Origin of the sequence: Candidatus Sulfotelmatobacter sp. (assembly GCA_035504415.1) — a bacterium.
In the GTDB taxonomy this organism is placed as follows: domain Bacteria; phylum Vulcanimicrobiota; class Vulcanimicrobiia; order Vulcanimicrobiales; family Vulcanimicrobiaceae; genus Vulcanimicrobium.
On record DATJRY010000011.1, the window covers coordinates 583,317 to 598,316 of the forward strand.

The following is a 15,000-nucleotide window of genomic DNA, read 5'->3' on the forward strand; positions in this document are numbered from 1 at the left end:
CTGATCGGCGTGCGACGGCGCTTCGGCGCCGTGCAAGCCGTCGACGGCGTCGACCTCGAGCTGCAGGCCGGCGAGATCCACGCGTTGGTCGGCGAGAACGGCGCCGGCAAATCGACGTTGGCGGCGATCGCGTACGGCGCCGTGCGCGCCGACGAGGGGACGGTCGAGGCGGTCGGCGTCGTCGGTCTGGTCCACCAGCACTTCAAGCTGATCGATCGGCTGCGCGTATGGGAGAACGTGCTGCTCAACCGCGAGCCGCGCAAAGGTTGGACGATCGACGTACCGGCCGCCCGCGCACGCGTGCGCGAGCTGGGCGAACGTTACGGTTTGGCCGTCGATCCCGACGCGCTGGTGGAAACGCTGCCGGTCGGCATCAAACAGCGGGTCGAGCTGCTGCGCGAGCTCGACCGCGAGCCCTCGGTGCTGCTGCTCGACGAGCCGACGGCGTCGCTCGCGCCGGCCGAGATCGCGTCGTTCTTCACCACCGTGCAAGGCTTGGCGGCACGCGGCACCGCGGTCATGGTCGTCACCCACAAGCTGGCCGAGGTGATCGCGTACTCGCAAGCGGTCACCGTCATGCGGCACGGCCGCGTCGTCGCGCGACACCGGACCGCCGACACCAGCGCCGAGGAGATCGCGCGCGAGATGGTCGGCGGCGAGCTGCCGCCGCTGGCCGAGCGCGCGGCGACCGCGCCGCGCCCGCTGCTCGAGCTGCACGCGCTCTCGGCCCAGTCCGGCGGCAGCCTGTTGGCGGAAGCGACGTTCTCGGTCGGGGCCGGCGAGATCGTCGGCGTCGCCGGCGTGGAGGGCAACGGCCAGTCGGCGCTGGTCGACGCGATCGCCGGCCTGGCGCCGTTCACCGGCGAGCTGTCGTTCGATGGCGACGCGCTGCGCGCCGACGAGACGCCGGCCGCGCGGCTGGCGCGCGGCATCCGCGTCATCCCGCAAGATCGCTTGCACGAAGCGCTGGTGCTCGACTGGACGGTGCGCGACAACGTCGCGCTCGGACGCCAGCGTTCGCTGCCGCTGGCGAAGTTCGACGCCGCGGCGCGCGAGGTGATCGAGCGCTTCGACGTCCGCCCGCCCAACCCGGACGCGATCGTCGGCGCGCTCTCCGGCGGCAACCAGCAGAAGATCGTCGTCGGGCGCACCCTGCTCAGCGCACCGCGCTTGCTGATCGCCTACCAGCCCACCCGCGGAATCGACATCGGCGCCGCCGCGCTGGTGCAGTCGCGGTTGATCGAAGCGCGCAACGCGGGCGTGGGCGTGCTGCTGATCTCGTTCGAGCTCGACGAGATCTTCGCGTGCGCCGATCGCGTGCTGGTCATCGCCGGCGGCCGCTTCGTAGGCGCATTCGATCGCGCCGGCATCGATCGCGGTCGCATCGGCGCGCTGATGGCGGGCCAGCGATGAAAGCCGCGCTGCGTTCGCGCGGGGCGCGCGACCTGTTGATCGTGCTGGTGCTGGTGTTCGGCGTCGGTTCGCTCGCAATGCTGCTGGCGCACGTCTCGCCGATCGACGGCTTCTCGGCCCTCTTCGACGGCGCGTTCGGCACGAAGGAAGAGATCGCCGAGACGCTGGTGCAGACGACGAACCTGCTCTTCCCCGCGCTCGGCATCGCGATCGCGTTCCGCGCCGGCCTGTTCAACATCGGCGCCGAGGGGCAGCTGATCCTGGGCGGCTTCGCGGCCGGGTGGGTCGGCGCCGAGTTCCCGCTGCCCGGCATCCTCGCGATCCCGATGGTGCTGCTGGCCGGCTTCGTCGCCGGCGGCATCTGGGGTGCGATCCCCGGCTTCATGCGCGCGCGTTTCGGGGCGAACGAAGTGATCGCGACGCTGATGCTCAACGTCGTCGCCGTCTTGCTCGCGACGTATCTGGTGACGGGCCCGCTCATGCAGGCCGGCGGCGGCGCCCAGGAGACGGCGATCTTGCCGAAAGCCGCGCAGCTGGGCGACCTGATGGTGGACTCGCGCCTGACCTGGGCCTTTCCGCTGGCGCTGGTCGCCGCGTTCGTGTTGCGCTGGCTGCTGCAGCGCACGATCTTCGGCTACGAGCTGCGCGCGGCGGGCGAAGCGCCCGAGGCCGCCAAGCGGGCCGGCATCGACCTCGGCCGCACGGCGCTGGTCGCGATGGCGCTTTCCGGGGCGATGGCGGGGCTGGGCGGCGCCACGATCGTCGCCGGCGTGCTGCACCGCTTCAACGTCGGGCTCTCGCCGGGGTACGGCTTCATCGGCATCGCCGTCGCGCTGGTCGGCAACCTCGACCCGCTCTGGATCTGCCTGGCCGCGCTCGGCTTCGGGATCTTGCAGAGCGGCGGCATCGCGATGCAAGCCGAGGCCGAGGTGCCCAAGCAAGTCGTCTCGCTGGTGACGGGGCTGGTCATCATCGCGCTGGCCGGGCGGCGCGTCGTCGCCGCGCGGAGGACGACGTGAACGGCTCGCTGGCCGCGATCGTCGGCCTGCTGGCGCTCACGCTGGTCAAGGCGACGCCGCTGATCTACGCGGCGCTCGGCGGCGTGCTCAGCGAGCGCTCGGGCGTGGTCAACATCGGGCTCGAAGGGATCCTGATCGCCGGCGCGTTCACCGGCGTCGTCGTCAGCGGCGCGACCGGCAGCCCGCTGCTCGGCGCGCTGGCCGGCGTGATCGCCGGCGCGCTCTTGGCCGCGCTGTTGGCCTATGCCGCGACCCGCTTGGCCGTCGACCAGATCGTGGCCGGGACCGGGCTCAACATCGCGGCCCTGGCGGCGGCGGCGTTCGGGCTCGTGCTGGTCTACCATCAGCCGGGCGCCTCACGCGAAGTGCCCGCGCTCGGCCAGCGCGGCGAAGACGTGCTGATCGTGCTGGCGCTGGTGGCCGCGGTCGCGCTGCACGTCGTGCTGGCGCGCACCCCATGGGGCCTGCGGGTGCGGGCCTGCGGCGAGGACCCCGGCGCGGCCGAATCGGCCGGGATCGACGCGCTGCGCACGCGCTTCACGGCGGTCGTGATCGGCGGGGCGATCGCGGCGCTGGGCGGCGTCTTCCTCTCGCTCGCCGAGCTCGATCTCTACTCCGACGGGATGACCGCCGGGCGCGGCTTCATCGCGCTGGCGGCCGTCATCTTCGGCCGCTGGACGCCGCTGGGCGCGACCGGCGCGGCGATCTTCTTCGGGTTTTTCGCGGCGCTGCAGTTCTCGTTGCAGCGCGCCGGCGTGCCCAGCGAGGTGATGCAGGCGCTCCCCTATCTCGCCGCGCTGATCGCGCTGGCGGGCTTCGCCGGACGCGTGCGCGCGCCGAAGTCCGACGGCGTTCCGTACGTCCGACCGTAAACGTACACTCCGTTCGTCGAAAGCGCACGGTGTGTGATTTCACCGCGTGCGACTTGACTTTTTTCGCGGCGGGCCGACATATGATAGACAATGCGAGTCGTCCCACGACTCTTGTTCGCGAGTTGCGCGCTGTTCTTGCCGCTGGTTCCGAGCGCACCGGCCGGCGCCAGCGCGGTCCCCGGACCGCTGGCCGGCTTTCAAGCGGCGCTCAACGCGCTCACGATGCGCGCGCCGGGCCACGTCGCGATCGAAGTCCAGGACGTGGCGACCGGGGCCAGCACCGGCATCAACGAGTTCGCCGAGATGCCGGCCGCCTCGACCATCAAGATCCCGGTCATGGTCGAAGTCTTCCGCCAACTGGGGCTGGGCCGCTTCGATTTGAACCGGGTCGTGCACCTCGAGGCGAGCGACCGTGACTGGGGCTGGGGCGAGCTGTGCGACGCGCGGCCCGGCAAAGGCTATCCGGTCTCGACGCTGCTCTCGCTGATGATCGACGACAGCGACAACACCGCGACCAACATGCTGATCCGCCTGGTCGGCCGCCAGCACATCAACGCGACCATGGCGCGGCTCGGGCTCACGCACACGCGGCTGTCGGACTTCATCCGTTCGAACGGCCCGATCCGCTGGGCGCTGCGCTCGAGCCCGTCCGACATGACGCGCCTGCTGGCGAAGATGGCCAAGCAGCAGCTGCTCGACCCGTGGTCGTCGCGCGCGATGATCGCGATCCTCGAACGCCAGCACCACAACAGCCTGCTGCCCGAACCGTTGCCGCCGAGCACGCCGATCGCGCACAAGACCGGCTCGCTGCACGACACGCTCAACGACGTCGGCATCGTCTTCCCCGGCACCGACGCGTACGTGATCGCGGTGATGACGACCGATTTGCCCGACCTCGACGCGGGGCGCTCGTTCATCCGCGGCGTCTCGCGGATGGCCTACACCGCGCTCGAGCACTTCAGCGTCTGGCGTGCGAGCAGCGAGGACCTCGGCTTCCCGGCCGCCGACGCGACGACGGCGGCGACCCCGGCCGACCTGCGGATGTGGGCGCCCACGAACCCCTCCTCGGCCGCGCCGGCCGACAGCGTGGTACCGGCCGGCGTTCCGGCACCGGACGAACCCGAGCCCGACGCGAGCCCGGTCGCCTCGCCCGCGCCGCAGCCGACCTAGCTAGAAGCTCGCCGCGGCGGTTCGCTCGAGCAGCGCGCGCAGCGTGCCGACGTCGCCGCTGCCGAGCGCGCCTTCGACCTGCGCTTGCGCGCGGCGCCAGAGCGGGATCGCGGCGCGCAACGCCGCCCGGCCGGTCGGCGTGATGCGGATGCGGCGCACGCGGCGGTCCTGCGTGTCCGGCGCGGTCCGCAACAAACCGCGTGCTTCGAGCGGGCGCAGGTTGCGGGTCAGCGTGGTCGGATCGGTCGTCATGCGCTCGGCCAGCTCGCCCAGCGCGATCCCGGTCGTGCTCTGCGCCAGCGAGCCTTCCAGCTGCGCCAACAGGCCGAACTGCGCGATCGTCACGCCGGCGGGCTCGAGCGCGTCGTCGTAGAGCTGCGAGACGCGCCGCGCCGCGCGCCGCAACCGAGCGGCGGTGCAGCTTCGCAGCTCGCGCAGATCGATCGGATCGGCGGCCGCACCCTCGGCGCGGTCGCCGTTGACACGGCGTGACATTACCTGTATATGCATATATATGCCCGAACCGACCGCGCGTCAAGCGGCGATGCTGCACGGGCCCATCGCCAAGACGATCCTGGCGCTGGCCGGTCCGACCGTTGCGGTGCTGGTGATCCAGACCGCTGTCGGCGTCGCCGAGACGTTCTACGTCGGCTTCCTGGGCACGGACGCGCTGGCCGGCGTCGCCGTCGTCTTCCCGGTGCTGATGCTGATGACGATGGCCTCCAACGGCGGGATCGGCGGCGGCGTCGCGTCGGCGGTCGCGCGCGCGCTGGGCGCCGGACGGCGCGCCGACGCCGACGCGCTGGCGACGCACGCGATCGCGATCGCGCTGCTCTTCGGCGCGCTCTTCACCGCGCTCGCGCTCGGCTGCGGGCCCGCGATCTACGGCGCGCTCGGCGCGCACGGCCCCGCGCTGCACGCCGCGCTGACGTACTCGACCTTCGTCTTCATCGGCGCTATCGCCAACTGGACCGTCAACCTGGCCTCGTCCGCGCTGCGCGGCGCCGGCAACGTGCGCGTCCCCGCGACGGTCAACTTGGTGGCCGCGTGCGTGCTCATTCCGCTCTCGCCGGCCTTCATCTTCGGCATCGGCCCGGTGCCGCGGCTGGGCATCGCGGGTGCCGGCATCGCGGTGACGCTCTACTATCTCGCCGCGGCGCTGTGGCTGCTGCGCTACCTCGCCGGCGGCCGGGGCGGCGTCACGCTGCGGCTGGTGCCGCTGCGCGGACGCCCGTTCTGGGACATCCTGCGCGTCGGGTTGCCGTCGGCGCTCGGCTCGGTGCAGACGAACTTGACCGTGGCGTTGGTGACCGGGGCGGTCGGCCTGTTCGGCACCGATGCGCTGGCGGGGTACGGCATGGCCTCGCGGCTGGACTACGTGCTGATCCCGCTGCTGTTCGGCCTGGGGACGGCCGTCGTGACGATGGTCGGCACCAACGTCGGCGCGCACCAGCACGCACGCGCGCGGCGCATCGCGTGGACCGGCGCGCTGATCGGCGCGCTCGGTACCGAAGCGATCGGCTTGGCCGCCGCGCTGGCGCCGTGGGCCTGGCTCGAGCTGTTCAGCCGCGATCCGCGCGTCGTCGCGCTCGGCACGCTGTACCTGCGTACCGTCGGCCCGGTCTACGGCGCGACGGGCTTCGGCCTGTTGCTGTATTTCGCCGGCCAGGGCGCCGGACGCGTCGTCTGGCTCGTGCTGGCCGGCACCGCGCGGCTGCTGATCGCGGCGGGACTGGGGTGGTACGCGGTCGGCGCGCTGCACGCCGGACTGGGCACGCTGTTCGCGATCGTCGGCCTCGCGTCGGTGACCTACGCCACGGTCAGCGCGATCGTCATGCTGCGCATGCCGTGGGGCGCGCCCGAATCCGTCGCGAACCTCCCGCCATGGCCAGCTACCGTTACCGCGTCGTCGACGTCTTCACCGAGCGCGCCTTCGAAGGCAACCCTCTCGCCGTAATCCCCGACGCGCGCGGGCTCGAGACGGCCGCCATGCAGCGCATCGCGCGCGAGTTCAACCTCTCGGAGACGACCTTCGTCTTCCCGCCGAGCGGCCCGCTGACGGTGGCGCACGTGCGCATCTTCACGCCGACGATGGAGATGGCGTTCGCCGGCCACCCGACGATCGGCACCGCGTGGGTGCTGCGCGACGAGCAGCGCATTCCGATCACCGAACGCTTCGCGTTCGAGGAACAGGTGGGGCCGGTGCCGATTCGCGCCGACGCGGACGGGATGCTGTGGCTGACCACGCCGCCGATCACCTTCGGCCGCGTCTACAAGCGCGCCGCGTGCGCGCGCACGCTCGGCCTGCGCGACGACGACCTGCTGGCGACGGTCCCGCCGCAGTTCGTGAGCGCCGGCAATCCGACGGTCTTCATCGCGGTGACGGACCCCGCCGCGGTCGACCGCGCGAAGACGGAACGTTCGCTGGTCGCCGCGCTGCACGGCTCGGACGAAGACCCGACCTGTCTGTTCGTGTTCGCGGCGACGCCGCGCGGCGCGTACTCGCGCATGTTCGCGCCGGAGCTGGGCGTCGTCGAAGACCCCGCCACCGGCAGCGCGACCGGACCGCTGGCCGCCTACATGATGCGGCACCATCTCGTCGATCACCGGGACGGCACGCGCTTCGTGAGCGAGCAGGGCGTCCGCATGGGCCGCCCGAGCGCGCTCTACGTGCGCGTGAACGGCAACTACGGCGAGGACGGAATCGACGTCGGCGGTACCGTCGCGCCGTTCGGCGAGGGCACCTTCGTCGCGTAGGTCGGCGTCAGCCAGTGGCGGTACTTCGCGACGCCGCCGCGCACGACGCGGTCGTAGAGCTCGATCAGCTTGGTCGCGATCGGACCGCGTTCGCCGGCACCGATCGTACGGTGGTCGATCGACTCGATCCACTGCACGCCGGCCGCGCTGCCGGTGATGAACACCTCGTCGGCGATGTACAGCTCGCTGCGGTCGATCGCGCGCTCGCAGATCTCCAACCCCAGCTCTTCGCGGGCCAGCGTGATGACGATGCGGCGGGTGACGCCTTCGAGGATGTTCTGGGAAGGATCGGGCGTGTAGAGCACGCCCTTGCGCGCGACGAAGATGTTCTCGGCCGAGCCTTCGCAGACGTGACCTTCGGCCGAAAGCATGATCGCCTCGTCGAAACCGGAGAGGATCGCGTCGCTCTTGGCCAGCGCGCTGTTGACGTAGATGCCGGTGATCTTGCCGCGCGCCGGCGCCATCGTGTCGTCGATGCGGCGCCACGCGCTCACGCCGCAACGCAGGCCGCGCTGGGCGTCGAAGTAGCGCTCGAACGGCAGCGCGACGATCGCGAAGCCGTCCTTGACGTCGTGCAGCCGTACGCCGACGTCCTCGTTCGCCTTGTACGCGAACGGGCGCACGTAGACGTCGCCGCGGAACTCGTTGCGCGCGCACAGCTCGACCGTCAGCGCCGAGAGCTCCGCCACCGCGTGCGGCAGCTTCGCCAAGAGGATGCGCGCCGATTGCTCGAGGCGCTCGAAGTGCGCGTCCAGCTCGAGCAGGTACAGCTCGTCCTCGGACGCGTTCCAGAACCCGCGCACGCCCTCGAAACAGCCGGTGCCGTATTGCAGGCCGTGGGTCAACAATCCGATCCGCGCGTCGTCGTAGCGCATGAACCGGCCGTTGTGGTAGACCGTCAGGTCACCGAGCTGCATGGAATCGGGGTCCTCCGAAGGGAAGCAAGCGGCGTGCGCGAGGTCTTCGTGACGTTCTTGCGACTGGGATGCTCGTCGTTCGGCGGCCCCATCGCTCATCTCGCCTACTTTCGACGCGCGTTGGTCGAAGAGCGGCGGTGGATCGACGAGGCGGGATACGCGCGAATCGTAGCCTTCTGCTCGGTCCTCCCGGGACCCACCTCCAGCCAGGTCGGCATGCTGCTGGGCCTGGTTCGCGGCGGTCCGGCGGGCGCGTTCGCTGCTTGGCTGGGCTTCACCGCGCCCTCGGCGATCCTGATGGGCGCGATCGGCATCGTGCTGGCGGCGACGTCCGCCGATCCGCCGCCGTGGTTCGGCGGCCTGCTCGACGGGCTGTTCGCCGCCGCGGCGGCGGTCGTCGCGCAGGCGGTGCTCGGCTTGGCCCGCACGCTGTGCCCCGATCGCCCGACCCAGACGGTCGGCCTGGGCGCGGCCGTCGTGGCCCTGGCGCTGCGCCCGCTCCCGGGCCTGCAGTGGGCGCCGATCCTGCTCGGCGCGCTGGCCGGCGCGCTGTGGCTGCACGCCGGCGCGCCGCCGGCGCAGGCCTTGCCGCTGCGCGTGCCGCGCGCCGTCGCCGCGTTCGCCGGCGCGCTGTTCCTCGCGCTGATCGCGCTGACGTTCCTTCCGCCCGCGCCGGTCTTCGCGCTGCTGGCGACGCTCGTGCGCGCCGGCGCGCTCGTGTTCGGCGGCGGCCACGTCGTGTTGCCGCTGCTGCAGACGACCGTGACGCAAGGGCTGATCTCGTCGAAGCTGTTCTTTGCCGGCTACGGCGCGGCGCAGGCGATGCCCGGACCGCTGTTCACCGTCGCCAGCTTCCTGGGCGCGGCCAACAGCTCGCCGCTGCACGGTGCGCTCGGCGCGCTCGTCGCGACGGTGACGATCTTCTTGCCCTCGTACGCGTTGCTGTTCGCGCTGGCGCCGGCCTGGAACCGTCTCGCCGCGCTGCCTCGGGCCGGCGGTGCGCTGCGCGGCGCGAACGCCAGCGTCGTCGGACTGCTCGGCGCGATCCTCTACGATCCGGTCCTGCTCTCGCTGGGCAACGGCCCGCCGCGCATCGGCATCGCCCTGGCTGCCTTCGCGCTGGTCGCCGTGTGGCGAATCGCACCCTGGATCGTCGTGCTGGCCGCGGCGTTCGCGGGCGCGCTGCTGCGGGCCTAGTCATACGTTTCACTTTAGTCTCTCGGCGGCGCGGCGCTTACCGGTCAACAATCGTGAAAATTATAGCGATAGTCCTCCGCACAAGAGCGCCACCACCCAGGCAAGGCAGGCGAGCTGCAAGCCGACGCAGAAAGCCGCCTCACTGCCTTGGCCGACTATGAAAAGGTCGCGGACGAAACCACGATCTGGCGCTACATGCGCTTGGGGCCGTTCCTTGAGATGCTCGTGCAAGGCGCACTATTCCAAACGCGTGTCGACGCCTTCGCTGACGGCTCCGAGGGGGCTTACGGATACGCCAGTGTGAAACTGGATCCGTCAGTAGTTCAAGTTTTGAACGTAAGTCCCCGCCGGTTCTATGACTCTAACGGTGTTCAGCACTTCATTCCGGCAAAAAACGCAGAGCTTATTCGTGAAGCTCGACGACATGCTGTCGTAACATGCTGGTTCAAGCATCCAGGGTACGAGTCGTATGCAATGTGGCGCATTTACGGCTCCGATGACTACGCCGTTGCCATTGCTACGACTGTTGGGGCTCTCCGAGATGCTCTTCAGAGGAGAGGTGAGGTTCGAGTTGGAGAGGTCGCTTATGAGCCGCTGCCGAGCGTAATACCCGACATTTTTACGCTCTTTTTTCATAAGAGGCACGAATACAAAAGCGAGCAAGAGATTAGGTCGATACAAGTCTCTCTGAACCCGGTTCCCGAGCCCTACCAGATGCAGTCACTGGACCCGCTACAGTTGGACGCGTTGCTGAATAAGATAGTGGTTGCTCCCAGGATGCGGCAGACTATGTACGACACGGTCTTACAATCTATTCAGAGTAGGTTTACTGCACTGGGCTTGACTTTTGATCCTGGTCGCATGCAGCGCTCAAGCCTAGAACAGGACTTGTTGTAGAGTAGGTGCCAATGCCAGCCGCTACAGTACACCTGTAATGGAGATCCAACGTCACGCGCGCCAGATCGCCACGGTGCAGATGGGCGCGATATGGTCTAGCGGCTTCTTCGTGCACCCACGCCACCTGATAACGGTTCCCCCCTGGGGCGACGGCGTGGTTGACTTGGCCAAAATCGTCGTTGCCGTCGACGGCGCAACGGCGACTCCATTGGCAGTTCATTCCGTCGATCCATCGCACAGTGGGCCCACGGCCTTCGGCTATATCGCGCTGATCGAGCTGCGCGCAGACGTGGGCGTGGCAATCGATTTCGACTACGCGCCGGTATCCCCATACACGCGGTGCACAGCACTCGGGTTCCCGATAGACGCTCAAACCCCCCGGGCGATGCCGTTTCAGGTCGCGGGCCGTGAAGACGCGCCTTCGGGCCTGCTCGGAGAATATCGTTTAGTCTTTCGAGAGGGGTTCGTGCCAGCCGGTGCGATTGGTAGCGCTTGTTATAAAGATGAGAACGGCCGAGTGGTAGGCGTACTGATGAGCTCGGTAGGTGCATCGGGGCGCACAGAGAGTTTCGCCATTCCTAGCGACTTCGTCGTCCGAGCGTTTCCTCAATTAGCTTCATGGCATCCTCCCATGCGCGAGCTCTCAGTGCCCGAAGTATCCGTCCACGACGACGAGCGTACGTTCGGAAGTGGGGGCCGCGAAATTCATGCTTATAGCCTTGAATCACTGACGCTGGGTCTACAAGAACTATCCGAAGAAAAGCTTCAACGACTTCGAGTAGACTTAGACGAAGGTTTATATGCGCAAACGCGCCGAGCGCTCGACAAAGAGCTGAGTGATGAACGTTTCAACGTTTTACCAAATAGCGTTCGCGCTGGCTATCTCCGCGTAAGAGCAAACATCGCGCTCCTAGATGATGATTTCATCCTGGCAAATGCGCTCAGCGCCAAGGCAAAGGAGCTAGACAATGGCATCGAGCAGCGACTCCTAGAGGCAAAGATTGCGCTTGCGATGCATGGTCCCGACGCGGCTCTCAGCGCACTTCCAGACGAAAGCTCCCTGAACGCCGTGCTTTTGCGAGCGACTTTACTTCACATGGTGGGACGGTCGCAAGAGATGGCTCAGATACTTGACGCTGTGTCTGACTTCCACCCAGCGAACGCAGAAGTACACCGCCTTCTGGCCATCGCGCGGTTGACACTACGACAGCGTGAGGCTGCACTCCAAGAGGCCGAGCGCGCGTACGCGCTCGCACCGAAGCACGTACGGGTAATAGCAACGCTCGCTGTCGCGAACTATTATTTCTCCACCCCCCCGGCCTTAATCGGCCCTGACGTGAGCGATCCGCCGGAGCCGCCTCCATTTGAACTACTCAGCATTGACCACGACGCTCTCATAAAGCTACGCCGCGCTTACGAGCTATTTACAAGTATATTGGTGTCGCTTGACTTGGAAAGCTGGCTCATCTCGTCGATTGAGCTCTGGCGCCTCGCATGCGTGGCGCCCGATGTCGATCGCATTGAAGAGGCCGTCGAGCTTGCGACTTCACTATTGTACCGCACTCTCCCAAACAACGACGCCATCAGGTGGGTCCTCACCTACGACTTACCCGTTGACCTCACGGCGTGGCTCAGTGACGCCCAAAGCCGACTATCCGACAATACCATAACGTCTAGTCAAAGACGCGCCCTTGCCTGGTACAAGACGTGGCAAGGTTTGGGTGAAGATGCAATAGCGATATTGCGGGGGGTGCCTGCTCAGGAAACACAGCTTGATCGCCTTAAGCGGAAGGTCGCCCTGGCGCTCGCGCTCGTTGAGGCGAAGGACTACAGCGGCGCGCTTACGGTGATCGAAGACGAGGACTCGGGCAATATTAAAGCACTACGAGACCGCATCAATGAGGCGAGGGCCGCGGCGGGTACCAGTTCGCGCGTCAGTACCAGCGACGCCTTACAGTTGCTCCATGACGCTCGGTCAGCTGCTCAGCGCGGCGATTGGGACTTTATAGAAAAATCCCAAAAGAGGCTTCTGCAAGATATTCGTTGCCAGGTTTCTATTCGCTTGGTCTTATACGCGCTGATCAATAAGCGGCGGTACGCGAACTTTATTGAACTATATGAGAAAAACGCAGACTGGACGCGCTTAGCGAAGCACACCGGCACCCGACGCGCGTACATCATCTCCCTTTGGAACGCGAAGCGACGTGGCGACGCAATACGCGCAGCTTTAGAACTAATCGATGACGACCCTACCGCCGAGAGCATCGATTTAGCCTGTAATATTCTCTTTGAGGTCGGCGATTTCGAGCAAATAGCCGTGCTCTCTCGGATTGTTCGGACGACGGCGGACCTGACACCTGAAATTGCTCTTCGCTTTGCTGCTCGCCTGGCGGACTCGTCCCCAAGCGACGCGGGCGCACTTTGGGATCGAGCAATCGAGCTCGGCATACCAGACGATCTTGTCACACTTGCCCTTTCGACGGCATATCGCGTTGGACGCGATACGAAGACAAAAGAGCTCGTGCATCAGATGCAGCGCCTGGCACTAGCCGGTCACGACAGCGTATCAGCGAAATCCTTTGATGACGTGGCTGAGCTTGTATCAAACATTGCATATAGAAATAAGGTGGCCAACGACCAGTATCGGTCCGGCACGTTACCAATCCACGTCATTGCAGACGCGCTGAATTTTCCAATCTTCACCTCGCATCATACGTATCCTCAACAGAATCAATCACGCTCGCCGAAATATTGGGCCCCCGTATATGTACGCCACGGATCTCGAGCGCCCGAGCCGCAGTCCTTTTTTGACGCGGCGACGATTGCGCTCGACGTCACGACCATAGTGCAGGCGCAATACCTTGGAGTAATGGAACAACTGCTGGATGCTCGGGATCAATACATCGTAGACGACAAGCTGATCGAATTGTTTTTCGCCATGCGCGAGGAGATCGGGTCCGCGCAGCCGGCACACATGGACCACATGCGCGTTCTCCTTAAGACCATTCAACGCGGTGGCATTGATGTTATCGAATCGGATGATGGGGCTCGCTGGGCTAAGAACAATGGTGGCAACTACGTGACCACGCTTCCGCCCCTAGATCCACGCCTTGGCCCGGTAGAACCATCGCCGATATTGTCCGATGTTGCTCTTAACATTCGCAAGTTGGTCGAAGATCTTTACATGGATTCTCTGCTCTCAGAGGGCGACAAATTGCGCGCTTTGGCGCGGATGGGTACCGTCGGAGAACAGGAGGCTGCCGGTGTGTCGATTCACCCCGATCGTCCGCTGCTTATTGATGCCGCGTATCTTGAGATGCTTCACGAAACTGACCTCATCGGAGTCCTTCTAAACGCGGGATACGACCTTCGGATTTCTAGCCGGGACTACGCATTTTTGGAGCGCCAGGTGGAGGAAGCCGATCAGAAGGACGAGCGTTTAGAAGATCTAGATAAGCTTGTCAACCTGGTTCGCGACGCGTCGGCGAGAGGCAAGTTTGCTGAAATTTCATGGCACGGTGATCATCATGACACAGAGCGAATGAACACGCGGTCGATTTCCGCGGTGCTTGAATTTGTCGACGGAACTGGTGCCGTTGTCGTCGACGATCGCTTCGCGAATCGTTTTTCTACGACGGGAAACCGCGCCTCTGTAATTTCACTTTTCGACATTATGCTCGCGCTGAATGAGCGGGAGAAGCTAGCCGACGAGGACTATTTCTCCTTTCTAGTTCGAGCGCGCAGAGCGGGTCTATTTTTCTTGCCGGTATCCTCTCGAGAGATATTGCATCATGTTAGGCTGTCGTCGATTCAAGATAAGAGGCTTGTTGAAACTGCCGACCTTCGCACGCTGCGCCGCTATGTTGGTGCCTCATTTCAACAGCCCGGACTACATGTTGTGGCGTTATCAGATGATGAGCGCGCTTACATTCGTTTCATCGATCAATCTATGCGAGAGGCGGCCCAAAGTTTCGTGGGCAACAGCGAGGCGGCGGTGCGGCAGAGCTACATTGTAACCGAGCTCGGCGGAGCCACCATTTCTGCGGTTGCGCAGGGCCTGGATGCGGCTGACATTGGACCGGCACTGGAATCGCTCGCACTTCTAGCACGCCATCTCCTGAATTGATGGACAGGCATCTGCGCATGATCACGCAGTTAAGCACCGCAATGGCGCAAAGCGCAAGACTGCCGAGTCACTGGTTTGTATTGGCTGACCTCGCTCGCAGTGCGCGCGATCTAATGCCGCTGCGGAACCAGGTCACGCCGTACGGCGAGCTGGTCGCGTTGCCGAGTGTAGACTGCTGATGGCCATCGGGCATCCTGCACGACGACTACGCGCCGGCACCCGGAGGCGCTCCAAGACGCCGGCAATCGCGGGCGGTACAGCCAGCCGGTCCAGTTCTACGGCGTCGGCGGCGAGTTCGACACGCGCCCGTATGCGATCGCCCGGCTGCAGCTCTCGAAGCTGCTCTTCCGCGACTTCGTCGGCTACCGGGTCACCTCGAAGGGAAGCTACGACGACGGCAGCGACGGGCTGATCGGGTCGGGCTTCTTGCGGATGTTCACCGTCGGCATCGACTACCTCGACAGCCGCGTCTACCTCACGCCGACCACCGAGTCACGACGCCACGAGACGGTCGGCAAGCCGTAACGCAACCGTCGCGCGCGCCGGACTCGTCAGCACGGGCATGCGAACGCAGCATGCTCACCCGGTTCCTACCATACGACCACCGTCGACGGGCTGTCGATCTTTCACCG

The 15,000-nt window shown here is 66.0% G+C and carries 11 protein-coding genes; 9 read left to right on the forward strand and 2 right to left on the reverse strand.

What is annotated here, in order from left to right:
* Positions 1-9: 9 nt before the first annotated feature.
* From VMD91_09130 to VMD91_09145, 4 genes are all read left to right on the forward strand, one after another.
* Entirely contained in the window at positions 10-1,413 is a 1,404-nt protein-coding gene (locus VMD91_09130; GenBank protein HTW84215.1) for an ABC transporter ATP-binding protein, read from the forward strand.
* Positions 1,410-2,432 (forward strand): ABC transporter permease, encoded by a 1,023-nt coding sequence (locus VMD91_09135; protein ID HTW84216.1) that lies wholly within the window; start codon positions 1,410-1,412, stop codon positions 2,430-2,432. The genes VMD91_09130 and VMD91_09135 overlap by 4 nt, the downstream gene beginning before the upstream one ends.
* Entirely contained in the window at positions 2,429-3,304 is an 876-nt protein-coding gene (locus VMD91_09140) for an ABC transporter permease (protein ID HTW84217.1), read from the forward strand. The genes VMD91_09135 and VMD91_09140 overlap by 4 nt, the downstream gene beginning before the upstream one ends.
* A 111-nt stretch (positions 3,305-3,415) precedes the next feature.
* Positions 3,416-4,474 carry a serine hydrolase gene (locus VMD91_09145; protein HTW84218.1) on the forward strand — a complete coding sequence of 353 codons (1,059 nt, stop codon included), beginning with the start codon at positions 3,416-3,418 and terminating at the stop codon, positions 4,472-4,474.
* On the opposite strand, the gene VMD91_09150 is transcribed toward VMD91_09145, so the two are convergent.
* Complete coding sequence (locus tag VMD91_09150) at positions 4,475-4,969, reverse strand: MarR family transcriptional regulator (protein HTW84219.1); 495 nt, start codon at positions 4,967-4,969, stop codon at positions 4,475-4,477.
* A 19-nt stretch (positions 4,970-4,988) separates the two neighbouring features.
* On the opposite strand from VMD91_09150, the gene VMD91_09155 reads away from it, so the two are divergent.
* Together VMD91_09155 and VMD91_09160 are read left to right on the forward strand one after the other, a co-directional pair.
* The gene (locus VMD91_09155) at positions 4,989-6,431 is read left to right on the forward strand and encodes an MATE family efflux transporter (protein HTW84220.1); all 1,443 of its coding nucleotides are present in this window, start codon (positions 4,989-4,991) and stop codon (positions 6,429-6,431) included.
* Positions 6,359-7,231 carry a PhzF family phenazine biosynthesis protein gene (locus VMD91_09160; protein ID HTW84221.1) on the forward strand — a complete coding sequence of 291 codons (873 nt, stop codon included), beginning with the start codon at positions 6,359-6,361 and terminating at the stop codon, positions 7,229-7,231. Before VMD91_09155 ends, VMD91_09160 begins: the two co-directional genes overlap by 73 nt.
* Here VMD91_09160 and VMD91_09165 read toward each other — a convergent pair.
* Positions 7,162-8,148 carry a branched-chain amino acid transaminase gene (locus VMD91_09165; protein ID HTW84222.1) on the reverse strand — a complete coding sequence of 329 codons (987 nt, stop codon included), beginning with the start codon at positions 8,146-8,148 and terminating at the stop codon, positions 7,162-7,164. The two genes, VMD91_09160 and VMD91_09165, sit on opposite strands and share 70 nt — an antisense overlap.
* Positions 8,149-8,181: 33 nt before the next feature.
* On the opposite strand from VMD91_09165, the gene chrA reads away from it, so the two are divergent.
* The 3 genes from chrA (at position 8,182) to VMD91_09180 (ending at position 14,368) form a co-directional block, all read left to right on the forward strand.
* The gene (gene chrA / locus VMD91_09170) at positions 8,182-9,345 is read left to right on the forward strand and encodes a chromate efflux transporter (protein HTW84223.1); all 1,164 of its coding nucleotides are present in this window, start codon (positions 8,182-8,184) and stop codon (positions 9,343-9,345) included.
* Positions 9,346-9,492: 147 nt separating this feature from the next.
* Entirely contained in the window at positions 9,493-10,242 is a 750-nt protein-coding gene (locus VMD91_09175; protein HTW84224.1) for a hypothetical protein, read from the forward strand.
* 163 nt (positions 10,243-10,405) lie between these two features.
* Complete coding sequence (locus VMD91_09180) at positions 10,406-14,368, forward strand: hypothetical protein (GenBank protein HTW84225.1); 3,963 nt, start codon at positions 10,406-10,408, stop codon at positions 14,366-14,368.
* The last annotated feature ends 632 nt before the right edge of the window (positions 14,369-15,000 follow it).

Excerpts from the sequence above, each read along its gene's own strand:
- VMD91_09155 (HTW84220.1), top strand. The coding sequence starts at position 4,989 with ATGCCCGAACCGACCGCGCGTCAAGCGGCGATGCTGCACGGGCCCATC.
- VMD91_09160 (HTW84221.1), top strand. The coding sequence starts at position 6,359 with ATGGCCAGCTACCGTTACCGCGTCGTCGACGTCTTCACCGAGCGCGCC.
- VMD91_09150 (HTW84219.1), bottom strand. The coding sequence starts at position 4,969 with ATGTCACGCCGTGTCAACGGCGACCGCGCCGAGGGTGCGGCCGCCGAT.
- VMD91_09165 (HTW84222.1), bottom strand. The coding sequence starts at position 8,148 with ATGCAGCTCGGTGACCTGACGGTCTACCACAACGGCCGGTTCATGCGC.
- VMD91_09135 (HTW84216.1), top strand. The coding sequence starts at position 1,410 with ATGAAAGCCGCGCTGCGTTCGCGCGGGGCGCGCGACCTGTTGATCGTG.